The following is a 21,678-nucleotide window of genomic DNA, read 5'->3' as shown; positions in this document are numbered from 1 at the left end:
CCCCCCCCCCCCCCCCCCCCCCCCCCCCCCCCCCCCCGCGTTGATGCTCATCGGTGCGAGCAACCTTGCTACCGGAGTGAGATCGGTGAACATCGCCGATACAGCCTGTATGCCGCAGGTGCCCCTGATCGCGCCGTTCGGCGTCCACCTCGATCTGTTGGTCGAGTCCGAGCTGTGCCCAGAGCACAGCTACCTGCCAGGGCTGAACTTCGGACGCTTCGCACAGTCCTTCATGGTGCTCTCAGCAACCACCTTGATCGCCGGCCTGGTCGTTCTGCTGCTCGGGCTCGGCGTGGGACTCTACGCCCGCCAGGCAGCAAAGACGGCCCGCGACTGGTTCCGGACACGCCTAAGTGATGCCAGGCCGGCGACCCTTACCGTGCCTACCCACGTTGCCGTCACGGCCCTCGTGGTGGCCACCCCCGGACGTCGCCCCTATCACCCGCTTCAACGCCGAGGCCCACCCGCCCTGTCCTGCTGATCGACTCAACTCGCACCCGTGCGCAGACGAGCGCCCTTTCGGTGAACGCCGAGGTCCTGGTGCTCGGCGCGGCGCTGCGGTGCGTCCGAACGACGACAGACAGGTCCAACCACCTTGACCACATCAGACGACCTTTTGGAGCGCATCCACCGTTTCAGACAGACCGACAGGTGGATCTTCTCCACCATGCTCTTCTCGGCCTGCCTCAGCCTGTACGCCTCCTTCGTCCTGTCAACCGACGCCATCCGGCTAGCGGCCAACCCCAAAGTCGGACTCCCATGCAACCTCAACGAGGTCATCAACTGCAGCGCAGTCGCCAGATCCTGGCAGGCCGGACTGTTCGGATTCCCGAACGCGTTCCTCGGCCTGATGGCCGAGCCCGTAGTCATCACCATCGCGGTCGCCAGCCTCGCCGGCGTCAGGTTTCCGCGAGGCTTCATGCTCGCCGCCCAGATCGTCTATGGCCTGGGCTTCGTGTTCGCCTACTGGCTGTTCTTTGAGTCCACTTTTGTCATCGGGGCGCTGTGCCCCTGGTGCCTGTTGGTGACTGTGTCCACCACCTTGGTGTTCGCATCACTCACCCACGTCAACCTGCGCGACAACAACCTGTTCCTCCCAACGAGCCTGCACAAGACCTTGACCAAAGGGCTTCGCCTGGGAGTCGACAACCTGCTCGTCGTGCTCTGGCTCGGAGCGATCACCACCTTGGTGCTCGCCAAATACGGTCCAGCCCTCTTCGGGTAAGGACCCCAACCAAACGACCTGCCCACACACCGCGTCGCCGCCAGTCAGCACGCGTCCTACCCACATCTTCCGGCAAGGAGCCCTACATGCCCAGCAATCAGAAGCCCAAGAAGCCAATCGTCGACGAACGCCCCGAACCAGGGGAACGTGGCGCCCGAAGAACCATCATCTTGATCTGCGCGGTGCTGGTGATCTCGGTGGTCATCTTCGGCATCATCCAAGCCAGTCGCCAGCCCGCCGCCGTCGTCGAGCCGTCCACACCCGTCCCCACCGAAACCTCCGGCGCGCTCGTGGTACGCGAAGACTCCCGCCGACTCAACGACGTGCCAGATGCCACTGTGACCTTCGTAGAGTTCCTGGACTTCGAGTGCGAGGCCTGCGCCGCGGTCTTCCCGGCGATCGAGCAACTCCGGCAGACCTACGGCGATCGAGTGTCCTTTGTCATCCGGTACTTCCCGCTACCCAGCCACTTCAACAGCGAACGCGCGGCCAGAGCGGTCGAAGCCGCCGCTCAGCAAGGAGAACTTGAAGCGATGTACACCAAGATGTACCAGACCCAGACCGAGTGGGGTGAACAGCAGATACCCAAAGACGACCTGTTCCGCCAGTACGCCCAAGAACTCGGCCTCGACCTTGAGCAATGGGACGCCGCGTACAACTCTGAGGCCACGCTCCAGTTCATCCGCAACGACTTCAACGACGGTGTGGCCCTGGGCGTGACTGGTACGCCAACCTTCTTCCTCAATGCAGAGTTGATCAGTCCTGAGACCCTTGATGACCTCACCACCATGCTCGACCAGGCGCTCGCTGAGTAGACCGCTGCGGGTGCGGTACTGCCTACATGTCTGAGCCACTGCGGGTCGGCAGCGACTACTGGCCGGTTTGGGCATGCACGTACGCCGGCTCTCGCCCCATCGGCCCCGCGGCTCTCGATTGTGTCAGAGTCATCGTGATCCGTAGTGGTAGCGCACTCCTCGTTGGCGAGTTGGGGCAAAGGCTTGTGAAGACGGGGGATGTGGTCCTCCTTGCAGCAAACGTCCTGTGCGGAAGCGAGCCTGAGGGCCACATCACCTTGACCACGATCCATGCGGATACGGACTATGTGATCGATCAGGTCTACTGGCAGCACGCTGGGCTCGTGCGGGATCGGCTTGATGCTCAGGACTTCGCGGCGACCATCTACGCCGAGCCAGCGCAGGTTCTCAGCCTCGGTGAAAGGCAGGCCGAGACACTCACAACTTGGCTCGACGAGATGGTCGCGCTGAGCGCCGAGCGGCCCGTTGCTCGCTACTTCTTCCGGATGCAGGCCCTGTGGTTTTCCATAGCACACGTCATTGCCCCGTTCATCAAGGCGTCCCCGGTGCGGATATCAGCCGCCCGGCCGAGTCATGTCCGGCCAACCTTGCCGAGGGAACGACGGTTCGCTCCCATCAGGGAGGAGGCCCGCAGAGTTGCTGAGCTGTTGCGGACATCACCCGAGCGGCGATGGACTCTCGCCGCTTTGGCCATGGAAGTACACCTGTCGCCTGCTCAGCTAGGCAGGGTGTTCGTCGACGCCTTTGGCAAGACACCGCTCGCGTTCCTAACGATGGTGCGAGCCGAACGCTTGGCAAGGTACCTGCGCGAGACGGACCTCACTGTCACCGAGGCAATGTGGCGGGTCGGATGGCGCAGCCGAAGTCACGGCACGGAACTGTTCCGTCAGTACGTCGGACTGACGCCGGGTGCCTACCGACGACGCCAAGGGTCGTGTGGGCGCAACTGATGTACCCGATCTCGTCGTGTTCAGTGCCCGATTTCGGGACGTCTGTCTTCCCTGGGCCTCTCATAGCCGGTCGGTGATGTAGTCCGGTAGGGACTCGTCAGGTTCGTGTTGTCGCCTGGCGGTCTTGGTCGCACCCCTGGCCCGCCGTGCTTCTTGATGTTCCTGGCGTACCTCACGGTCACCGACGATCGGGTGATCTCGGCGGAGGGAAGGTCCAGGATGACTGCGACGGAGGAAGTACGAGCCAAGCGGGACGCGAAGCTCGATGAGCTGCACGAGAAGCTGACTGGCGCGGTGGAGACGCTGGTCTCCGGGCGGGACTGGGCCCGCGCGTTGGCGTTCGCGGCCCGGTTCCGATCGCGCTCGTTCAACAACGCGCTGCTGATCTGGGTTCAGCACGAGGCTGCGTTCGAGGCTGGCCGGGTGCCCGGGCCGGTGCCGTCGTATGTGGCTGGGTATCGGCAGTGGCAGCAGCTTGGCCAGCAGGTGCAGAAGGGCCAGCCGGGTTACATGATCTTCGCTCCGGTGACCGGCCGGTTCGCCTCGTCGAATCCTGGTGATCCGTCGTCGTGGCGTCGTTTGGGTCCGCGCGAGAAGCACAAGGTCAACGAGGTAGTGCGCACGAAGATGGTGGGCGCTCGGCCCGCCTATGTGTGGGACGTGACGCAGACCGAGGGCGATCCGATCCCTGAGCCACTCGCACCGAAGCTGCTGGACGGCGAAGCCCCGCAGGGACTGTGGGATGGCCTGGCCATGCAGGTCGAAGCGTTGGGGTTCGAGGTGCTGCGTGTCCCGGATGACGGGCGGATCGGCGGCGCGGACGGCCTGACCGACTACGTCGCTCGGCAGGTATCGGTGCGTACCGATGTGACGGAGGTCAATCAGATCGCCACGTTGGCGCACGAGCTGGCGCATGTGCTGATGCACGACCCCAAGGATGAGGACGCTCGCCAGCATCGGGGTGTTCGTGAGGTGGAGGCCGAGAGCGTGGCGTTGATGGTCGGTGCTGCGCACGGGTTGGATACCAGTGGTTACACGATTCCGTATGTGGCGGGGTGGGCGTCGTCGGTCAAGGACGCTGAACCTGTGGAGGTCGTCAAGGCGACCGGTGAGCGGGTGCGGAGGACGGCGCTGGGCATCCTCGACCAGCTGGACACGTTCCAGGTCGCCGATGGCACGCCGCCTGGTCTTGCGCGTGATGTTCCCACTGCTGAGCCGAAGGCGCTGCATGTGCCGCCGCAGTCGGATCATCGGCCGGCGGTGAGGGTGCCGGTGGTGGCGGGTCGGGGGTTGTGATGCCCGCGCGTGCCGACTTCACCAGGGCGTTGCTGCGTGCCAGCGGTGCTTCGACGCTGGCGGCGTCGGCCCGGCATCTCGCGCAGGCGGGGGTGCCGGTGTTCCCCTGCCAGCCGAGTGGGAAGCGTCCGCTCACGACGCGGGGGTTCCACGATGCCACCACCGACATCGGCCGGGTCGAGGCGTGGTGGTCGCGGACGCCGGAGGCGAACCTGGGTGTCCCGACTGGTGCGGTGTCGGGGATGGTCGTGGTGGATGTGGACGTGCATGGCCCGGTGGATGGGCGGCAAGCGTTCGCCCGCGCCGAGCGAGCCGGGCTCGTCGATGGCTGGGGTCTGCTGGTGGAGACCCCGACGGGTGGCCTGCACGCCTACTTCGCTGCGACGGTGGGGGTCGAGCAGCGGTCATGGCAGGCCGCTCGCGCGGGGGTGGACTTCCGGGGTGATGGCGGCTACATCATCGTGTCGCCCTCGGTTCGCATCGTCGGCGGTGTCCCGATCCGCTACGAGGTCGCCAACGTCGGCGACCAGCCTGCCGCCGCGCTGGACTCGCGTCGGCTGCGGGACTTCCTCGATCCACGCCCCGGACCAGTGCGGCAGGGTCGTGGGTTGGTGCGGTTGGCGGATATGAACCGGCTGGCGTCCTGGGTCGCTGGGCGTGGTGAGGGTGAGCGGAACCGGGGACTGTTCTGGGCCGCGTGCCGCTTGGCCGAGAGTGACGTCTCTGCCTCGGATGCGCTCGATGTCCTCAGCGCAGCCGCCAGCCAGGCCGGGCTGGGCGAACGCGAGATCGCCACCACGGTGCGCTCCGCCTACCGGATCGCGCACCCCGCGCCCGAAGCCGGTGGCCCCGGCCTCGGTGGCGGCGCCTGGTTCGAGCGAGCCAACGCCCCGAACCCAGGCATGGGTGGGCGGAGGCTGTGATGAAGACGACCGGTAGGCAGTGGGCGGGGCGCACCGCAGTGGTGGGGACGGTGTTCATCGCGCTGGGTGCGTTCTGGCTGAGCTTTACCGCGCTCGCCGATCTGGCGGCGCGTTCCGGGGTCGACCGGGGACAGGCGTGGGCGTGGCCGTTGATCGTTGATGGGATCATCGTGGTGGCGACGGTCGCGGTGGTGGCGCTGGCTGGGCAACGCTCAGCCTGGTATCCCTGGTCGCTGCTGGTCGGCGGGGCGCTGGTGTCGGTGACGGCGAATGCGATCCACGCTGTGGTCGCTGCGGACGCCGATGTGCCCGGCCTGCTGGCTGCCTCGGTGGCCGCGGTACCGCCGGTGGTGCTGCTGGCGATCACCCATCTCACCGTGATCCTCACCCGCACCTTCCCACAGGAGTTGCCGGGGCAGCCTGAGGTGTTGTCCGAGATCCCGGAGATGCTGTCCGAGGTGTATGCCGGACCGCAGGGTGTTGTCCACTCAAAGTCGTTGTTGTCCGTTGCCTCTGAACCTCTGGCCGATGAGCGGGAGTTGTCCTTAGCCTCGGATGAAACCCCTGGTCGTTCTGATCGCCGGGCTCGTGCTGCGGCGTTGCGGGCCGCGGGCTGGTCGAACAAGCGGATTGCCCGCGAGGTGCAGGTGCATCCGGCAACTGTGGGGAGATGGTTCGCCGCCGCGCACCTTCCCGACACCAATGATGACGCCGCCGGCGAGCGGGAGGAGACGCGTCAGCGCCAGCCCTCCCCTGACGACGCCGACGGCCCCCGCCCAGCACCGGCATTCGTCGAATGGCTCATGGGCCTGCCGACTGGATGGGTCACCGATAGCGGCGGCCTGACGCAGAATCAACAGATCACCGCCCTCGGCAACGGATTGCTACCCCTCCAGGCTGTGTCCGCGCTGTCACTGCTCGCCGCGTGAACGTGGGCTACGAGAGAGCGGCGTCCTCCGGTGCTCCCGGTGTCGTTCCCAGAGCGGCGAGCAGGCGGACCCGGACTCGCTGCTTGCGCTGCTCGAAGAACGAGGTGAAGTCGGCCAAGTCGAGCGGAAGGCCGTCGAGGTCGTCCTCGGCAAGGTACGTAGCTCGCTTGTCCTTCGCTCGGGAAGGCGGTGTCCATCCACTCCGCAGGCAGTCCATCCTGCTTCTCGATGTTGGCGGCCCCACTCAGCAACTGAAGGTTCGGCAGCAGGCATGCGGCGGCCAAGTAGTCGTCGACCTTAATCGAGCGGGACGCCGGCACGGAGGAACGGGACATATTCTCCACGACGGATCTTCGAGCACTTCGCCACGCTCGCTGGTAGGGAGCTGTCAACTGACTCGCCGCTCATGAGGACACCTGGCGCCGACTGTACGTCGTACAGTGTATAGTCATCGTATGCTGACTATTTCCGATCGACTCGACGTGATGAACCGGCTCGGCCGAGCTATGGCCGACCCGACCCGCTCCCGCATTCTGCTGACCCTGCTGGCCGGGCCGAGCTACCCGGCGGTGCTGTCCCGCGAGCTGGGGTTGTCGCGCTCGAACGTGTCGAACCATCTGACATGCCTGCGCGGGTGCGGGATCGTGGTGGCCGAGCCCGAGGGCCGACAGACCCGCTACGAGGTGGCAGACCCGCACCTGGCCCGCGCGCTGACGGCGCTGGTGGATGTCACGCTCGCGGTCGACGAGAGCGTGCCGTGCATGGACCCGGACTGCGGGGTCGAGGGTTGCCAGGCGGGGGAGGTGCGGGCGTGAGCGCGGTCACGGGTTCGCAGGTCGAGCATGTCGACCTCGACGACCACGATGATGACGATGACCGGCCGTGGTATCGGAGCCCGAGCGTTCTGATCCCGATCGCCTCCGGCGTCGCGTTCGCCGCCGGCCTGGTGTGCGAGTGGACCGGCGCGGAGACCGCGGGCCTGGTGCTGTTCTGGATCGGCCTGCTGCTGGGCGCGTACACGTTCGTGCCGGGCGCGCTGCGCAAGCTGTTCACCAAGGGCAAGCTCGGCATCGGGCTGCTGATGACGATCAGCGCGACCGGCGCGGTGATCCTCGGCTACGTCGAGGAGGCCGCCGCGCTGGCATTCCTGTACTCCATCGCGGAGGCGCTGGAGGACAAGGCGATGGACCGCGCCCGCGCAGGGTTGCGGGCGCTGTTGAAGCTCGTGCCCGAAACCGCACTCGTCAAGCGCGGCGACGCCACCGCCGAGGTCGAGGCGAAGGAGCTGCGCGTCGGGGATGTCCTGGTGGTCCGGCCGGGCGAACGGATCGCCACCGACGGCACCGTGCGGGCCGGGCGGAGCAGCCTGGACACGTCCGCGATCACGGGTGAATCGATCCCGGTCGAGGTCGAACCGGGCACCGACGTCTCGGCCGGGTCGATCAACACCACCGGCGTGCTCGAGGTCGAGGCCACCGCCGCCGGCACCGACAACTCGCTCACCACCATCGTGGAGCTGGTCGAGCAGGCGCAGGCCGAGAAGGGCGACCGTGCCCGCCTGGCCGACCGGATCGCCCGCCCGCTGGTGCCCGGCGTGATGATCCTCGCCGTGCTGGTCGGCGTGCTTGGGTCGCTGTTGAGCGGCGACCCTGAGCTGTGGATCACCCGCGCTCTGGTGGTGCTGGTCGCAGCCTCGCCGTGCGCGCTGGCGATCGCCGTCCCGGTCACCGTTGTTTCCGCGATCGGCGCGGCGTCGAAGTTCGGTGTGGTCGTGAAGTCCGGGGCCGCGTTCGAGCGGTTCGGCGGCATCCGCCACGTCGCCGTCGACAAGACCGGCACGCTGACCCGCAACGAGCCCACGGTGACCCGCGTCGTCACCACCGGCGCGACCGAGAATGAGGTGCTGGCGTGGGCGGCGAGCCTGGAAGGTCACAGCACGCACCCGCTGGCCGCCGCGATCACGAAGGCCGTCCCCGACGCCCCGACCGCGCACGACGTCACCGAGACCGCCGGGCGCGGCATCACCGGCACGCTCGGTAGTGCCCGTCTCGCCGTCGGTAGCCCCCGCTGGCTGGACGCCGGCACGCTGGCCGACCAGGTGCAGGTGATGGAATCCGAGGGGATGACCGTCGTCATCGTCCACCGCGGCGACCGGCCGGCTGGCGCGATCGGGGTGCGTGACGAACTGCGCCCAGAGGTTCCCGAGGTCATCGCCACGCTGAACCGCCGCGGGATCGGGGTGACGATGCTCACCGGCGACAACGCCCGCACCGCCGCAGCGCTGGCCGGCCAGGCCGGCATCATGGACGTGCGCGCCGAGCTGCGCCCCGAGGACAAGGCCACCGCCGTCGCGGAGTTGTCGAAGTCTCAGCCCACTGCCATGATCGGGGACGGCATCAACGACGCTCCCGCGCTGGCGGCCGCGGATGTGGGGATCGCGATGGGAGCCAAGGGCGCCGATGCTGCGATCGAGTCGGCCGACGTCGCGTTCACCGGCCACGACCTGCGCCTCATCCCACAGGCCCTCGCCCACGCCCGCCGCGGCCGCAACATAATCAACCAGAACGTCGTGTTGTCGATCGCGATCATCGTGGTGCTGCTGCCGCTGGCGATTACCGGAGTCCTCGGGCTCGCCGCGGTCGTGCTTGTACACGAGGTCGCTGAAGTCGTCGTCATCCTCAACGGGCTCCGCGCGGCGCGGCGCACGAAGGCATGACCGATCCCCTTGACGGCTCCGCTCCCTCCCCGGGAAAAGCGGATGCCGTGGAAGCGAGTTCTGTCGGCCCGGCGGCGGCGCGCGTCCGGCTCCGCTGGTTCCTGCTCGCGTGCGCCGTCGCCGCTGGCGCGGTGCTGATCGATCAAGGCAGCAAGGCACTCGCCCTCGCTCAGCTCAGCGAGGATGACCGTATTCCGCTCTTGGGAGACTGGCTCGGCTTGCAGCTCGCGTTCAACCCCGGCACCGTGATGTCCCTCGGAGCCGGCGCAACCTGGCTGCTCACCGTCATCGCCGCGGCGGCCTCTGTCGCTCTACTCGTCGCCGCAACCCGCGCCCGCACCGTCGGGTGGGCGGTCGCGATCGGCCTGGTGTGGGGAGGCGCGGTCGGCAACCTGCTGGACCGGCTGTTCGCCCCTCCCGAGTTTGGCCGCGGTCACGTCACCGACTTCCTCGCCTACGGCAACCTGTTCATCGGCAACCTTGCCGACGTCATCCTCGGTTTCGGCGTCGCCCTGGGCGTCCTGCTTTACCTCCGAGGCCCACACCACACCAGGAACGGACAATGATGGTCGCAGAGTATCAACGGCACGCGGCTGCCGGAACCGCTGGGTCGCCAGGCGGCTGTAACGCGGCGGTGGGCGCATGATCCTGTCCTCCGTCCTGCAGGCGATCGGCCTATTCATCGCCACGAACATCGATGACATCATCGTGCTCTCACTGTTCTTCGCCCGAGGCGCGGGCCAGCGCGGGACCACCGCCCGAATCCTGGTCGGACAGTACCTCGGGTTCGCTGGCATCCTGGGCGCTTCCGTGCTGGTGACGCTCGGGGCGGGAGCGTTCCTGCCGCCAGAGGTCATCCCCTACTTCGGACTCATTCCGCTGGGGTTGGGACTTTGGGCTGCGTGGCAAGCCTGGCGCAACCGCGGTGCCGACGATGACGATGAGGCAAAGGTCGAGGGCAAGAAGGTTGGGGTGTGGACGGTGGCCGGGGTGACCTTCGCCAACGGCGGGGACAACATCGGCGTCTACGTCCCGGTCTTCCTCAGCGTGGGCCCAGCGGCCGTGGTGGCGTACTGCATCGTGTTCCTCGCCCTGGTCGCCGCCCTCGTCGGCCTGGGCAAGTTCGTCGCCACCCGCCGACCGATCGCCGAACTCCTGGAACGCTGGGAACACATCCTGTTCCCGATCGTGCTCATCGGCCTGGGCATCTTCATCCTCGTCAGTGGTGGTGCCTTCGGCCTCTGAACTCGTAGCCGACTGCGTAGATGGCAGCGTGCTGTGGTTGCTACCTGGCGGCTGAGTGTCCCGGTGCGCTGCGCGTGTGAGCGGCCCAGACGACGTGCTCGGCGCCGCTGCCTCAACTGAGCCCACGCTGACCGCGTAGGCGTCGATCACGCGGTCGGTGCCGGTGTTGAAGGCGTCGCGGATATCACTTGGATCACCACATCGCTGGGCCCGGCTCTTGTGTCAGGCGCAGCAGGAGGTGGGGAGTTCGTTGCGGAAGAGGTTCGCGGTGAGGCGGATGCCTTCGGCCATGGTGAGGTAGGGGGCCCAGGTGTCGGCGAGTTGGGTGACGGTGAATCCGGCGGTGATGGCGTAGGTTGCGGCGAGCATCATCTCCCCAGCGGTGTCGGCGAGGGCGTGGATACCGAGGACTTTGCCGGTGTCGGCGTCGGCGACGACCTTGATGCCGCCGCGTGTGTCGTGGTTGGCGATGGCCCTGGGCACGTCGGAAAGTCGTAGGAATCGGCAGGCGCACCGGTATCCGGCGGCGATGGCGCTGGCTTCGGTGATCCCGGCGGAGGCCAGTTGGGGTGAGGTGAACAGCACAGACGGCAACCCGGTGTAGTCGACTCGCTCGTCGTGACCCAGGGCGTTGTGCGCGGCGATCTTCCCAGTCCTCGCGGCGACGTACACGTACTGGGGCACGTCAGTGACGTCACCGGCGGCGAACACAGCCGGGTTCGTGGTCCGCTGCTGCTCGTCTACGATGACGAAGCCGCGCTCGTCGGTCGCGATACCCGCAGCAGGAAGGTTGAGCCCTTCGGTGCGCGGGGTGCGACCGGTGGCAACGAGGACACGTTCACCGGTCGCGTCCTTCCCGTTGCGGGTCGTCACCTGGACCAGGCCCTCGTGCTGGGTGATCGTGGCTGCGCGGTCGCCGATGACGCTGATCCCCTCGGCCAGGAAGGCCTTGCGGAGCTCGGATGACAGTTCCGGTTCGGCGTGCGGGGCGAGCCGACCGATGACGGTGACCTCTACTCCGAGCCGGGCGAACAGCTGCGCCTGTTCCAGGCCGACGAAGCCACCGCCGATCACCACGAGCGACGCGGGCAGTTCCGTCAGTTCCATCGCTGTGGTCGACGTGAGGTAATCAACCTGCTCAAGCCCAGGGATTGCCGGCACGTGCGGCTCGGCGCCGGTGGCGACGAGATACGACTTCGCGCGCACCGGTCGTCCATCCACGAGCAGGGTTCCCGCGTCTGTGAACGTTGCAGTGCCCGGGAGGATGTCAAACCCGTAGGCAGCGGCGATGTCGGCGTACTTGGTCTGGCGGAGCATCCCAACCAGATCATCCTTCTGCTCGATGAGCGCGCTGAGATCGACCATCCCAGCAGAGCTGGGGACGCCTGAGAACCGGTTCGTGAGGGCGGAGTGCCGGGTGTGCGCGGCCGCGAGAAGCGTCTTGGACGGCACACAACCCACGTTCACGCAGGTACCGCCGAGGGTTCCCGATTCGATGGCGACCACGCTGGCCCCCTCGAGGCGCGCGTGGATCGCTGCGGACATCGCCGCCCCGCCCGTCCCGATCACCACGAGATCAACCTCCGTGTGCCATGTCACGATGCCTCCTCCAGTTCGAACCGGCCACTCATGCGGCCACTCCTGAAAGAATGGACCTTAAAGTATGCTTGAAGGTCAAGTCGGTGGCCGAGGTGACGATGCGGATCGGAGAACTCGCGGGGAAGGCGAAGACGAGGGCGTCCACGCTGCGGTACTACGAGGAGCGCGGGCTGCTCCAACCGCCGGAGCGCACCCCGGCCGGGTACCGCAACTACGGCGACGAGGCGGTGCAGCGGCTCGAATTCATCGACCGGGCCCGCGCAGCAGGGCTCACCCTCGCGCAAACCGCCGAGATCCTCGAAGTACGTGACGCGGGCGGGTCGCCGTGCGGTCATGTTCGAGACCTCCTCGACCGGCGACTGGTCGAGATCGACGAGCAGCTCGAGCAGCTCCGCCTGCTCCGTACCAGCGTCGCCGAGCTCCGCGCGAACGCAGCACAGACGCCGCCGGAGGCCTGCACACCCGAGTCGATCTGCCGGTACCTCTGACCAATCGGCTGAAGGGTCTTGCTGCCCGGAGGGAACCGTTGTCTTGTCCGCGTAAGGTTGTCGCGCTCGCGGTAGTTCGTCAGGAACTCGTAGAACGTGTACGACTGCGCGGTCTCGGGCTTGAAGTTCCAGAGCAGGAAGGAGCCGACAGGGTATCCGTGCCTCAGACAAATTCACGATGGATAGCTGGCATCAGATACTCGCGCTTGCGGATGGCGGTGAGCATCTCCTCGATGCTGCACGGGGTCTAGAAGTACATGCGGCTCTCTCGATTCGGGCTGACGGGTGGTCAGACTGCGGTCTCGTCGTTGACGGCGACGACGGTGTCGTAGAGGCCGTAGCGGCGCAGGCCCTTGTGGGACTCGATGCCGGTGTAGGACAAGGAGGAGTCCTCGTAGCGGCGGAAGGCGAAGACGGCCTGGTTCATATGGGTGGCGTTAAAGACGCCGAGATTCACGAGGAGGTGGAAGTCCTCGACGGTCAGTCCGGTGACGGTGCGGAACAAGCCGGGTTCGAGCTTGGTGATGACGTCGGTAAGAGTGTTCTCACGGAAGTCGGTCAGGTACATGAACGCAGGGACGCGGGTGGCGAACTTGACCAGCTTCTCCTGAATCTGCGTCCGCTTGGACTTGTACTCCTTCTCCTCCTCCGTCAACTCCTTCTTCTCCGCCGGAGTAATGTCGTCGCCCTTCTCCTTCTTCGCCTTCTTCACGGCGTCGCTCTTGTTCACGACGGTCTCGAAAATGTCGCTGCCGAGCGCGCGGAAGCCTTCGATGTTCATGACGGCGTTGAGGGCGTCGGGGTTGTTCATGATCTTGCGCAGGGTGTCGTTGTCGACGTTGACGAGGATTGCGGACTCCCACTTGCGGGCCAGGAGGGTCGCGGAGGTGCCCGACATGGCGATGTCGAGGATGCCGCCGGCATCGACCTGGGTCATATTCGACCCGTCGTACGCCAACACGGGCAGGAACTTCACGAGCTCCTCGACGGCTTGCTCAGGGTTCGGCGTCTCCGGCGAGAGACCGGCGCCGTAGTCGGCGATCTGACGCAGCGCGCGAGTGGGCGCGAAGTCGAACACGAAGCACACAGGCTTGAGGACTGCTTCGGCGCTCGGGTTGTCTCCGTCGGGATTCTTGATCGACCACGGTGACTGTACGCGGAACGCTGCCTGAAAGTAGGTCTCGGGTGAGTTGAGGTTGCGCAACATCAGGATCGAGGACCACTGCTTGACGGTGACGCCCGTGGTGAGCTTGCCGCACGACAGGGTGATCGTCTTGGTGTCGTGGCCGTCGCCGATCGCCGCCCGCACTGGCGGGAGAGCATCCAGCCCGATGCCCGCGCCGGGACCCGCGACGACGAGGACCTTGTAGTCGTGCCAGAACACGTTCTGCTTCTCCGCGAGCAGGTTCGACATTGCCTCGCAGGCAGCAACGTTGGGCAGGAACCAGAACGAGTGCTGAAGGTACGGCAGGAGTCGGACATCGGAGTACGGGAATGGCGGGCGGGTGCCCATCCGCATCGCGTCGACCTGGGTGGGAAGGTGAGCGCCGCGGACGAGATCGAGCCACTTCTGCACGTCGGTCTTGTGGGTGAACTCGGCGTCCTTACCGATGCCCTTTGCCTCGAAGAACTCGTTGAGGTCGAACTCGTCGAACTCTCCCTGATTCGCAACGGCAATCAACTCGTCAGGCATCTGGTACGTGAACAGACGCATCTCCGGGAGCGACCCGTACGGGTTCCAGGCGTCCGGTTGCGCGACGGCGTACTCGGCCTTGGCGCGCTGCTCATCGGTGTAGGTCCAGTTGAAGATTTGCTCCTCGATGAACTCACCGGTTGCCAGCGCCTTGAATGGCGTGCCCGACAGGTACAGGTAGGCGCGGGTGGTGATCGGCAGGAAGTCGTCCTCGTCGTTGCCGAGTTCGTCAAGCTCCTCGTCGAAGGCCACGAGGCCGTCGTTGTACTCCGCGGCCAGTTCCTTCTGCTTGACTTTCTCGTCCTCGCCCTCGAACAGCTCCTTGGCGGACTCTCGCCACGCACCGAAGTGGTATTCATCGAAGATGACGAGGTCCCAGTTGGTGGTGTGGACCCACTCGTTCTTCGCCTTGATGAGGCCGGTCTTCCGATCTCGCCCGAGCAGGTCCTGGAACGATCCGAAGTAGACCAGTGGCCGAGTCTTGTCCGCCTCATCTGGGCTGCCCCCGGTGGCCGAGGAGAGGTACTGCCAGCCGTCGAAGTCGGCGTGAGACTCCAGGTCGGTCTGCCAGGCGTCCTCCACTGCGGGCTTGAAGGTGACCACGAGGATGCGTTTGGCGCCGAGCCGCTTCGCGAGTTGGTAGGAGGCGAAGGTCTTCCCGAAGCGCATCTTGGCGTTCCACAGGAACCGTGGCACCGCGTGAGAGTCCTCGGCCCAGATGGACTTGTAGTAGCCCTCGGCCTTGTCCACGGCGCTGGCTTGCTCCGGGCGCATCGGAAACTTCTCATGATGGGTTCCACTGAGCTTCACGCCTGTGCGAAGCTCAGTGATCGCCGTGCGCACATCGTCTGGGGTGCACCACATCCACTCTCGCGCTGAGCCGAAGATCGGGTTCTCGAAGCCCTTGTCGATCAGCCGTTGGCGCACATCTGAGTCGCGAAACACCGTCCCGTCGCCTCGTTCGGCGAGCTCATCAACGTGCAGCGTGTATGCCTGCTGCATCTGCCCCTGAGACTCGCGGATGCGCGCGTTCACATCCGCCTTCGTCGTCTGGCCCACCTTGAGAAGCCCCGCGTAGCCGACTGGTGGATCGTTCGGCGACCATGCGTAGATTCGCAGTCGCGCCTCGGGCTTCTTGGGGAGGAGTTCGTCAATCTCCCGCTTCACTCGTCCGCCTCCATCGGGCGAACGATCCGCTCGACGAAGTCGATCTCGTCTTCCGAGAGTCCGTACTTCTCGTAAAGATCATGATCGTTCCAGTCTCGCGTCCAATCCTGGGTCGGAACGAAGGCATAGACCTTCCGCGTGGTGTCTTGCGAGGGCTTGTGAAGGAGGATGAGAAAGCGCGTCAGACGGCAGCGGAGGTACGACAGCGCGCTCTCCGCCTCTCCTCGTGTATCGAAGGTTCCGATGCAGAGGTACGTCTCGGAGGAGATGCTCCCGCTCTCGCCAAGGAAGGGAGTGCTGATGATCCGATGGGGATAGGTGTCCTTATTTCCCGTGCCGGGCGCGGCGCGGCCAACGTAAACCTTCCAGCCATCGATGAGGTGAGCGCCCGAAGGGATCGATGCTCGGTCCACATACCCAGTCCCACCGTTCTGGTAGATGAGCACGTCGCCAGGCGCCTTTGACGCTCTGCCCTTGAACGTGGTCTCAAATCCAAAGGGCTTACGGGAGCTGACCAGCCTTTCGAAGCGCTTGCTCTCCGGCAGTGCCAGCGAGTGCTCCTGCCCGGTGAATTGGCCTGGGTTTCGTTCCGTCTGATCGACAAGGATGGAACCCATGACTCGATACACGCCGGAGATGCGTGAGCGTGCCCTGCGGATGCTCGCTGAAGCGCTTCCGGATCACCCGAACCTCACCAGCGCCACGCGGCACGTGGCCGGGATGCTGGGGATGAGCCCCGAGACCCTGCGGCTGTGGCAACGCCAGATGGAGGCCAACACGGGAGGCAAGGTCGCGAACGTCAGCGAGGCTGCGGCGGAGATCAAGCGTCTCAAGCGCGAGAACGCCGAGCTTCGCAAGGCCAACGAGATATTGAAGGCTGCGAGCGTGTTTTTCGCCAAGGAGCTCGACCGGCCCTGACCGAGATGATCCGCTTCATCGATGAGCACAAGGATCGCTTCGGGGTCGAGCCCATCTGCCGTGTCTTGCGTCCGGCAGTCCAGGGATTCCTCACCTCTCGCGGCTATCGCGGTGCGAAGACCAAGACGCCATCGGCACGCGCGCTGCGTGACGACCTGCTCGTGCCGGAGATCGCTCGCCTGCATGCGGAGAACTACGGCGTCTACGGACGGCGCAAGATGCATGCGCTGATGCGCCGTCAGGGCTGGGACATAGGACGTGACCAGACGGAGCGGCTGATGCGGCTCGCGGGCGTGCGCGGGGTGAAGAAGTCCAAGCGGGTCTTCACGACGAAGTCCGACCCGGCCGCGGCGCTGCCGAAGGACCTCGTGAAGCGCCACTTCAGGACCGACGCCCCGCGCCGGCTGTGGGTGTGCGACATCACGTACGTCGCGACGTGGTCCGGATTCGCTTACGTCGCCTTCGTGACCGACGTCTTCTCACGTCGGATCGTGGGCTGGAACGTCGCCTCGACGCTGAAGGCCGAGATCCTGCCCCTGCAGGCCCTCGACATGGCTGCCTGGGACGCCGGCGGTGACCTCGACGGATTGATCCATCATGCCGATCACGGGTCGAACTATCAGGCGATGGTCTACACCGACCGCGTCGTCGAGCTCGGCGCGAAACCGTCGACCGGAACCGTCGGCGACTCCTATGACAATGCCCTCGCGGAGGCGATCAACAACCTCTACAAGACCGAACTGATCCGCCAACGCGGCCCCTGGCGCACCGTCGAGCAGGTCGAGCTCGCGACCCTCGAATACGTCTGGTGGTGGAACCATCAGCGCCTTCACGGCGAGCTCGGCATGCGCACTCCCGAGGAGGTCGAAGCCGAGTACTACGCTGACCTCGCAGCCGCCCAAGTGGCGTCTGTCGGACAAAGAAACTGAGCGGAACGAAACTCAGGCCAGTTCACGGTCTCGACGGCAATCACCTTGCGCAAGATTGACAGAGCCTCGTTGAACCGGATGAAGACATCCGCGCCTGGTTCGAGCAAAGAGCGAGTGGCCGTGGTCGTCGGCCAATCCTTGAAGTGGGTGGTGACCTCGCAGAGTCCGGGGTGGTCGCGATCCCAGAGGAAGTAGCACACCCCGCCCTTTAGTCCGACGCCTGGGAACACGTCCGAAGCGCTCAGGTAATCGTTGATTGCCCGCACGCGGCTGTCGGTCAGCATTGACTCCCTGAACTCATCGAGGCCTTTTCCTCCCGCAAACCAACGCGAGGGAACGATCATGGACAAGAAACGCGGGTCGAGTTTCTTGGCCTGCTCTACGAAGAGTTGATAGATCGGGGCGGCGCTGGTCCCATGACCGCCGTCGCTGAGCTGGTAGGGCGGGTTGCCGATGATGACGTCGAACTGCATGGTGTCTCCGAACAGCTCCGCGATGCGGGCTTTGATGTCGTCGGTGTGGATGAAGGCGTAGGCGTGAGTCTCAAGGTCGTCACCACGGGCGTAGTCATCCTCGCCTGCGCCGCAGTAGATGCACTTGCGGTTGGTATAGACGGCGACTTCCTCGCTGGTCAGTGGATCAGCACGGAACTCCCGCTTCCCGCCGCCCCAGGTGTGCTCGGTGCGCTCGAACCAGATGTTGCCGTCCTCGGTCGTGAATGACCTAGCGATCGAGTGCGGGCCGTTGGCGAACTTCGAGCAGTAGACGCTCCGGCGCGCGAGCAGCGCCGTGAGCTGGGTGATCCCGATGCCGAACACTTGGTGGGTGAGGATGTGATCGACGCGTTCGGTGAGGTCGGGGATCGTCAGGATCAGGCCGTCGGTGAGTCGGCGCACGATCTCGCGGAGGAACACACCAGACTTGGTGAACGGATCGAGGAACGTGACATCGGGGTTGGCCCAGATGTCGGCGCCGTCGTTGGCGTCTGCCCACGCGGCGGCAAGCGTGTCGAGCATCTGGTTCGCGAACTCCGGCGGGGTGAAGACCTCATCGTTGGAGAGGTTCGCGATGCAGGTCAAGACATCCGGGTTGTGCCCTCGGAGAGTCAAAGGTGCAAGGGTCACGCGGCGGCCTCGGCGATCTGAATGACGGTCATCGTCGGGTAAGTCTGCGCGGGGACGAACAGGTCCTCGTCATCGAGCTCGCCGAATAGGGTTCCCTCGTACGAGGCGCGCTGAGTGAGGTCGTCGTAGCGAAAGTCGCGCCTCTGGAACTTGCCTTTGCCGAGGTAGCCCCACTCAGGAAAGGTGATCGGCTGGCCGCTTGGCACGGTCATGGTCAAGGCATCGCCCTGGACGATGTTCACGGTGAGAACCGCGCGGGCCGCTCGTGCCCACTGGTCATCGTTGCCGATACCCAAGAACGTGTTGAACACCTCGGCGAGATTGTGACGGCACTCTTCGGCGTTGTCTGCGAGAAGTTCGATACCGTAGGTGCACATGAGCGCGAACAATGCGTAGTGGCGCTTCTCGAACTCGCTCTTGCCGTGCCGAAGCTCGACCGTGGCGAGCTTGCGAGCCAGGACGGGGATGAGGAAGTTGCCCGAGCCGCAGGCGGGTTCGAGTACGCGGGAGTCGATCCGCTCAGACTCGTGCTTAACGAGGTCGAGCATGTCCTCGACCATCCACGCCGGCGTGAACACCTCGCCGTGGTCCGCAACGCGTTGCTTGGACTTCACCAAGCGCTGGGCGTCTTTCAGGTTCATCTTCCCCCCTCCCGGTGCTCGTCGTTGTCATGAGCGTAGGAGCGTCCACCGACACCGGGATGGGCTACGTGGAGCTCTTGGTCACTGGCCGCCGCACCCGCGCGCACCCAGTCGTCTATCTCGCTGGCTTGGAACTTCCAGAGGCGTCCGACCTTGTGGGCGGGCATGGCCTTCTCGGCGATCCAGGTGTAGACGGTGTCTTTGGTGACCCCGAGGTGGGCGGCGATGTCGTCTGCGGACAGCCACGGCTCAGCCACGTTGGTCCTCCCTCGCTCAATGGCCCAGGCAGGCCAACACCCACGATGATACCGGCTGAGGTACGGCTTGAGTTGGGTTTCTCCGGGCGTGGCCGAACGAGACGGGTTTCGAGAGTGGCCGCTGCGTTCTGCCGATCAGCGTGGGATGCGCACCTTGAGCCAGGCGGTCACCGTGTTCCGCCAGCGGTCCAGATCGCTGTTCCAGCAGAGGGTGTGGCCGGCATCGAAGGTCTCAAGCTCAACGAGGTCCGGGCGAGCGTCTCGGAGTGCTTGTGAGAGCCGGATCGGCACGGAGTCGTCTCGGGTGCCGTGGAGGATCAGGGTCGGCGTGTTGAGCTCTACGGCTCGGGATGTCCAGTCGAAGGTGGGAAGTGGGATGCGTCCTGGCAGGCCGACTGTGCGTGCCAGTGGGTCGAGGGTGAGCCACGGGATCGCGAGGTGCCCGGCTGCTGCAGGCCATCCGCTGCGGGCGCAGTTGGACTTGATGACTTCGGTCCAGTTGAGGACTGGGGAGTCGAGTACGAGCGCGGCGATCAGTCCCGGATGTCGCGGGTGGTCGGCGAGCTGGAGAGCGACAGCGGCACCCATCGACCAGCCGAAGATCACGACCTGTTCGGCTCCTCGTCGGACGGCGTACCCGATGGCCTCGTCAACGTCGCTCGTCTCTGCGTAGCCGAAGGTCGTCCGGCCGGTGCCAACTCGCGGCCCTTCTGCTGTGTTGCGGTAGCTGACGACGAGGGAGGTGTAGCCGAGTTCGGTTGCGGCGAGGACGCCGCGGAGGGTGCCGGCGCGGGTGCTGCCGAGGCCGTGGATGTGGATGGCCCAGGTCGCGAGGTCGCCGTCGATGCGCCAGGCCGGGCATGGTCCTGCGGGGGTCGTGATGGTGATGTCGCGTGTGTGGAGTCCGGCGTCGGCTGGGGTGGCGTAGTAGATGCCGCTCCAGGAGGCGCAATCGCCGGTCTTCGGAGTGAAACCCGATGTGGTGCCCGTGATCCTGCGAGCGACGCGGGTGGGTCCTCGATCGACGCTATCTGTGGCGAGCTGCGCCCAGCCGCCGTGCTCGAACCAGAGATTGTAGATGCCTGGCGCGGCGGCCTGGTCGGTGCGGTCGAGCACGATCAGGTCGCCGTCGTCGGTGTACTCGACGCCTCGAACGGTGAGGTCGAACATTCGTGGGCCGACGGGTGCGGTGAGCCGCCGCGCGATGGCCCACCCGACCCCGGCAACCGCTGCCGCCGCGGCCCCAGCGCCGAGAGCGATGCGGCCTATCACGACTCCCGCTCCTCGACGTAGGGAACGGGCGAGGTCGTCGCGAGGGCACTGTCGCTTCCGACGAGGTGGCTCTCGGCGCGTTCGAGCAGGTCGCGGTCGTCGGTGCTGATGTCGAAGGTGATGCGAGGGTCGATCATCGCGTCGCGGATTTCGACGATCACTCGGTGGAGGTGCCCTTCGGGGTCTTCGCTACTGGCGGCGAGTGGGTCGGCCTGGCTCAGCCCGGGCCGTGCGCGCGTCGCCTGGTGCCAAAGCGACTCCAGCTGCGCTGTGAGGGCGACGGTCTGCCTCTGCCGGGCGCGGTGCTGAGCGCGACGGACGGCAGGCTGGATCGCGAACCCGGCACAGAGGAACACGAAGGTCAGGACGGAGAGCGGATCGTAGGCGGACTGGATAGTGTGCATGAGGTCGAGGTGGCCCGTGGCGTGGGCAACGTCCATGACGATCACGGCGAGGCAGAGCGCGACGCCGAACGCCGACCCCAGGCTCAACAGTGCCGCGGGGAGGTGCTGGATGCCGGTGTTGTGCCGGTACTGCCTTATGGCGAGGACGAGCATCGCCACGACAATGACGAGGCAGTAGGTGAAGTTGATGATCGAGTAGACCGCCGCCGCTGGCTGTGCGCCGAGGTCGATCATAAATCGTGTGGTAGTGGTGCCGCGGTCGATGAGCAGGAACGATGCGGTGATCGCGAGCAGCGCGACGAGCAGGACGGGGATGCTGACGGCGGCTCGGACGAGCCTGGGCCGGTACTCGCCGGTCTTCATGACGCCGCGGCCGAGGAAGAACAGCCCGGTCATCAGGAGCGCGTCCGCGATCAGGGTGGCGAGGTTGGTGCCACCGAGCAGTCGATCGACGGCGCTGTAGGCGGCATCCACGTTGAGCGTCATCGCGATGGCGATGGTGAGGGCGGCGTAGGTGATGCTTCGGTCGGTGCGTTTGCGTCGGAAGATGAGCAGGCTCGCCACGAGCGCCCACATGAGCGTTGCGACGAGCGTCTGGATCATCCGAATATCTCCGAGTATCTGGACTCTGCGAACACCGACCCTCGGATGCCGGCGGCGAGCCGGTCGGCGAGGGACTCGGCGGCGATCTCGGTTTCGCTGTCGAGGTCTTGCCGCCTGAGCAGGCGACCTCTGGTGTACGGCGGGATGTTGGGCAGCAGTACCTCCCCGACTGCACAGCCGTCGCCTTCGCCGTGGCCAAGGATCATGTGGGCGAGCTCGTGGAGCACGAACTGCTGGCGATGCAGCGCGGAGTCGCTGCGGGCGTGAAGCACGACGTCTTCGGCATCGGTGGAGAGCCAGAGCGCGCAGAGGCCGTCGTGGGTGTCGAGGTCTGCGAGTTCGACGACGCGGAGCCTACGGTGCCGCCGGTCTTGGACGGTGTGGAGGAGATCGTCAAGGGCGAAGGTATTGCCGAGCTCAAGGCCCGCGACGGCCGCCGATACGGTCTGTTCGATCTTCACGGTTCGCCCCTTCTCTGTAGGGA

22 protein-coding genes are annotated in these 21,678 nt (G+C 65.8%); 13 read left to right on the top strand and 9 right to left on the bottom strand.

From position 1 onward, the window contains the following. The first annotated feature begins 85 nt into the window (after positions 1 to 85). The 11 genes from ACNI14_RS04495 (at position 86) to ACNI14_RS04445 (ending at position 10,099) form a co-directional block, all read left to right on the top strand. Entirely contained in the window at positions 86 to 481 is a 396-nt protein-coding gene (locus tag ACNI14_RS04495) for a hypothetical protein (RefSeq protein WP_420518748.1), read from the top strand. Positions 482 to 595: 114 nt separating this feature from the next. Then, positions 596 to 1,225 (top strand): vitamin K epoxide reductase family protein, encoded by a 630-nt coding sequence (locus ACNI14_RS04490; protein ID WP_026926293.1) that lies wholly within the window; start codon positions 596 to 598, stop codon positions 1,223 to 1,225. Positions 1,226 to 1,311: 86 nt separating this feature from the next. Then, positions 1,312 to 2,040: a DsbA family protein gene (locus ACNI14_RS04485; protein WP_077684797.1), complete on the top strand. Its 729-nt coding sequence runs from the start codon at positions 1,312 to 1,314 to the stop codon at positions 2,038 to 2,040. A gap of 26 nt (positions 2,041 to 2,066) precedes the next feature. After that, positions 2,067 to 2,990 (top strand): helix-turn-helix domain-containing protein, encoded by a 924-nt coding sequence (locus tag ACNI14_RS04480; RefSeq protein WP_077684798.1) that lies wholly within the window; start codon positions 2,067 to 2,069, stop codon positions 2,988 to 2,990. A gap of 219 nt (positions 2,991 to 3,209) precedes the next feature. Next, positions 3,210 to 4,286, top strand: a complete 1,077-nt coding sequence (locus tag ACNI14_RS04475; RefSeq protein ID WP_026926290.1) for an ArdC-like ssDNA-binding domain-containing protein — start codon at positions 3,210 to 3,212, stop codon at positions 4,284 to 4,286. Next, positions 4,286 to 5,209: a bifunctional DNA primase/polymerase gene (locus tag ACNI14_RS04470; protein ID WP_026926289.1), complete on the top strand. Its 924-nt coding sequence runs from the start codon at positions 4,286 to 4,288 to the stop codon at positions 5,207 to 5,209. Before ACNI14_RS04475 ends, ACNI14_RS04470 begins: the two co-directional genes overlap by 1 nt. Continuing rightward, complete coding sequence (locus tag ACNI14_RS04465) at positions 5,209 to 6,138, top strand: DUF2637 domain-containing protein (RefSeq protein WP_073186140.1); 930 nt, start codon at positions 5,209 to 5,211, stop codon at positions 6,136 to 6,138. Before ACNI14_RS04470 ends, ACNI14_RS04465 begins: the two co-directional genes overlap by 1 nt. 455 nt (positions 6,139 to 6,593) lie before the next feature. After that, positions 6,594 to 6,953 (top strand): Cd(II)/Pb(II)-sensing metalloregulatory transcriptional regulator CmtR, encoded by a 360-nt coding sequence (gene cmtR, locus ACNI14_RS04460; protein WP_026926287.1) that lies wholly within the window; start codon positions 6,594 to 6,596, stop codon positions 6,951 to 6,953. Continuing rightward, on the top strand, positions 6,950 to 8,854 hold the full coding sequence (locus ACNI14_RS04455) for a heavy metal translocating P-type ATPase (protein ID WP_145952683.1): 1,905 nt from the start codon (positions 6,950 to 6,952) through the stop codon (positions 8,852 to 8,854). The genes cmtR and ACNI14_RS04455 overlap by 4 nt, the downstream gene beginning before the upstream one ends. Then, positions 8,851 to 9,420 carry a signal peptidase II gene (locus tag ACNI14_RS04450; RefSeq protein WP_420518746.1) on the top strand — a complete coding sequence of 190 codons (570 nt, stop codon included), beginning with the start codon at positions 8,851 to 8,853 and terminating at the stop codon, positions 9,418 to 9,420. Before ACNI14_RS04455 ends, ACNI14_RS04450 begins: the two co-directional genes overlap by 4 nt. Positions 9,421 to 9,496: 76 nt before the next feature. After that, the gene (locus ACNI14_RS04445) at positions 9,497 to 10,099 is read left to right on the top strand and encodes a cadmium resistance transporter (protein WP_026926284.1); all 603 of its coding nucleotides are present in this window, start codon (positions 9,497 to 9,499) and stop codon (positions 10,097 to 10,099) included. Between the two features lie 222 nt (positions 10,100 to 10,321). Here ACNI14_RS04445 and merA read toward each other — a convergent pair whose 3' ends face one another. Beyond that, a complete protein-coding gene (merA, locus tag ACNI14_RS04440; RefSeq protein ID WP_051215021.1) occupies positions 10,322 to 11,644 on the bottom strand; it encodes a mercury(II) reductase in 1,323 nt (440 codons plus the stop codon). 152 nt (positions 11,645 to 11,796) lie between these two features. Here merA and ACNI14_RS04435 point away from each other — a divergent pair, with 152 nt between their 5' ends. After that, complete coding sequence (locus ACNI14_RS04435) at positions 11,797 to 12,186, top strand: heavy metal-responsive transcriptional regulator (RefSeq protein ID WP_026926282.1); 390 nt, start codon at positions 11,797 to 11,799, stop codon at positions 12,184 to 12,186. A gap of 289 nt (positions 12,187 to 12,475) precedes the next feature. Here ACNI14_RS04435 and ACNI14_RS04430 read toward each other — a convergent pair whose 3' ends face one another. After that, on the bottom strand, positions 12,476 to 15,046 hold the full coding sequence (locus ACNI14_RS04430; RefSeq protein ID WP_026926281.1) for a DEAD/DEAH box helicase family protein: 2,571 nt from the start codon (positions 15,044 to 15,046) through the stop codon (positions 12,476 to 12,478). Further along, positions 15,043 to 15,663, bottom strand: a complete 621-nt coding sequence (locus tag ACNI14_RS04425; RefSeq protein WP_420518744.1) for a hypothetical protein — start codon at positions 15,661 to 15,663, stop codon at positions 15,043 to 15,045. The genes ACNI14_RS04430 and ACNI14_RS04425 overlap by 4 nt, the downstream gene beginning before the upstream one ends. Here ACNI14_RS04425 and ACNI14_RS04420 point away from each other — a divergent pair. Further along, positions 15,653 to 16,893, top strand: a protein-coding gene (locus ACNI14_RS04420) for an IS3 family transposase (protein WP_420518742.1) whose coding sequence is annotated in 2 segments (ribosomal slippage) — positions 15,653 to 15,938 and positions 15,938 to 16,893 — 1,242 coding nt in all. Because the reading frame shifts where the segments join, the coding sequence is not laid out codon by codon here. The genes ACNI14_RS04425 and ACNI14_RS04420 overlap by 11 nt on opposite strands. On the opposite strand, the gene ACNI14_RS04415 is transcribed toward ACNI14_RS04420, so the two are convergent. The 6 genes from ACNI14_RS04415 to ACNI14_RS04390 form a co-directional block, all read right to left on the bottom strand. Further along, on the bottom strand, positions 16,842 to 18,017 hold the full coding sequence (locus tag ACNI14_RS04415) for an Eco57I restriction-modification methylase domain-containing protein (RefSeq protein WP_420518740.1): 1,176 nt from the start codon (positions 18,015 to 18,017) through the stop codon (positions 16,842 to 16,844). The genes ACNI14_RS04420 and ACNI14_RS04415 overlap by 52 nt on opposite strands. Continuing rightward, positions 18,014 to 18,658, bottom strand: coding sequence for an N-6 DNA methylase (locus tag ACNI14_RS04410; RefSeq protein WP_026926279.1), 645 nt, complete (start codon positions 18,656 to 18,658; stop codon positions 18,014 to 18,016). The genes ACNI14_RS04415 and ACNI14_RS04410 overlap by 4 nt, the downstream gene beginning before the upstream one ends. After that, complete coding sequence (locus tag ACNI14_RS04405) at positions 18,655 to 18,915, bottom strand: helix-turn-helix domain-containing protein (RefSeq protein ID WP_035757278.1); 261 nt, start codon at positions 18,913 to 18,915, stop codon at positions 18,655 to 18,657. The genes ACNI14_RS04410 and ACNI14_RS04405 overlap by 4 nt, the downstream gene beginning before the upstream one ends. 135 nt (positions 18,916 to 19,050) lie before the next feature. Further along, positions 19,051 to 20,187: an alpha/beta hydrolase gene (locus ACNI14_RS04400; protein WP_026926278.1), complete on the bottom strand. Its 1,137-nt coding sequence runs from the start codon at positions 20,185 to 20,187 to the stop codon at positions 19,051 to 19,053. Continuing rightward, positions 20,184 to 21,194 carry an MAB_1171c family putative transporter gene (locus ACNI14_RS04395; protein WP_026926277.1) on the bottom strand — a complete coding sequence of 337 codons (1,011 nt, stop codon included), beginning with the start codon at positions 21,192 to 21,194 and terminating at the stop codon, positions 20,184 to 20,186. The genes ACNI14_RS04400 and ACNI14_RS04395 overlap by 4 nt, the downstream gene beginning before the upstream one ends. Further along, positions 21,191 to 21,655: a hypothetical protein gene (locus ACNI14_RS04390; RefSeq protein ID WP_013601295.1), complete on the bottom strand. Its 465-nt coding sequence runs from the start codon at positions 21,653 to 21,655 to the stop codon at positions 21,191 to 21,193. Before ACNI14_RS04390 ends, ACNI14_RS04395 begins: the two co-directional genes overlap by 4 nt. Positions 21,656 to 21,678 lie beyond the last annotated feature (23 nt).

The sequence above is a fragment of the Demequina pilifera genome (assembly GCF_048814985.1).
GTDB lineage: Bacteria > Actinomycetota > Actinomycetes > Actinomycetales > Demequinaceae > Demequina.
This window is presented reverse-complemented; position numbering and strand designations above follow the sequence as displayed.

Excerpts from the sequence above, each read along its gene's own strand:
- ACNI14_RS04445 (WP_026926284.1), top strand. The coding sequence starts at position 9,497 with ATGATCCTGTCCTCCGTCCTGCAGGCGATCGGCCTATTCATCGCCACG.
- cmtR (WP_026926287.1), top strand. The coding sequence starts at position 6,594 with ATGCTGACTATTTCCGATCGACTCGACGTGATGAACCGGCTCGGCCGA.
- ACNI14_RS04435 (WP_026926282.1), top strand. The coding sequence starts at position 11,797 with ATGCGGATCGGAGAACTCGCGGGGAAGGCGAAGACGAGGGCGTCCACG.
- ACNI14_RS04410 (WP_026926279.1), bottom strand. The coding sequence starts at position 18,658 with ATGAACCTGAAAGACGCCCAGCGCTTGGTGAAGTCCAAGCAACGCGTT.
- ACNI14_RS04480 (WP_077684798.1), top strand. The coding sequence starts at position 2,067 with ATGTCTGAGCCACTGCGGGTCGGCAGCGACTACTGGCCGGTTTGGGCA.
- ACNI14_RS04450 (WP_420518746.1), top strand. The coding sequence starts at position 8,851 with ATGACCGATCCCCTTGACGGCTCCGCTCCCTCCCCGGGAAAAGCGGAT.
- ACNI14_RS04485 (WP_077684797.1), top strand. The coding sequence starts at position 1,312 with ATGCCCAGCAATCAGAAGCCCAAGAAGCCAATCGTCGACGAACGCCCC.
- ACNI14_RS04470 (WP_026926289.1), top strand. The coding sequence starts at position 4,286 with ATGCCCGCGCGTGCCGACTTCACCAGGGCGTTGCTGCGTGCCAGCGGT.
- ACNI14_RS04475 (WP_026926290.1), top strand. The coding sequence starts at position 3,210 with ATGACTGCGACGGAGGAAGTACGAGCCAAGCGGGACGCGAAGCTCGAT.
- merA (WP_051215021.1), bottom strand. The coding sequence starts at position 11,644 with ATGTCCGCAGCGATCCACGCGCGCCTCGAGGGGGCCAGCGTGGTCGCC.
- ACNI14_RS04395 (WP_026926277.1), bottom strand. The coding sequence starts at position 21,194 with ATGATCCAGACGCTCGTCGCAACGCTCATGTGGGCGCTCGTGGCGAGC.
- ACNI14_RS04425 (WP_420518744.1), bottom strand. The coding sequence starts at position 15,663 with ATGGGTTCCATCCTTGTCGATCAGACGGAACGAAACCCAGGCCAATTC.
- ACNI14_RS04465 (WP_073186140.1), top strand. The coding sequence starts at position 5,209 with ATGAAGACGACCGGTAGGCAGTGGGCGGGGCGCACCGCAGTGGTGGGG.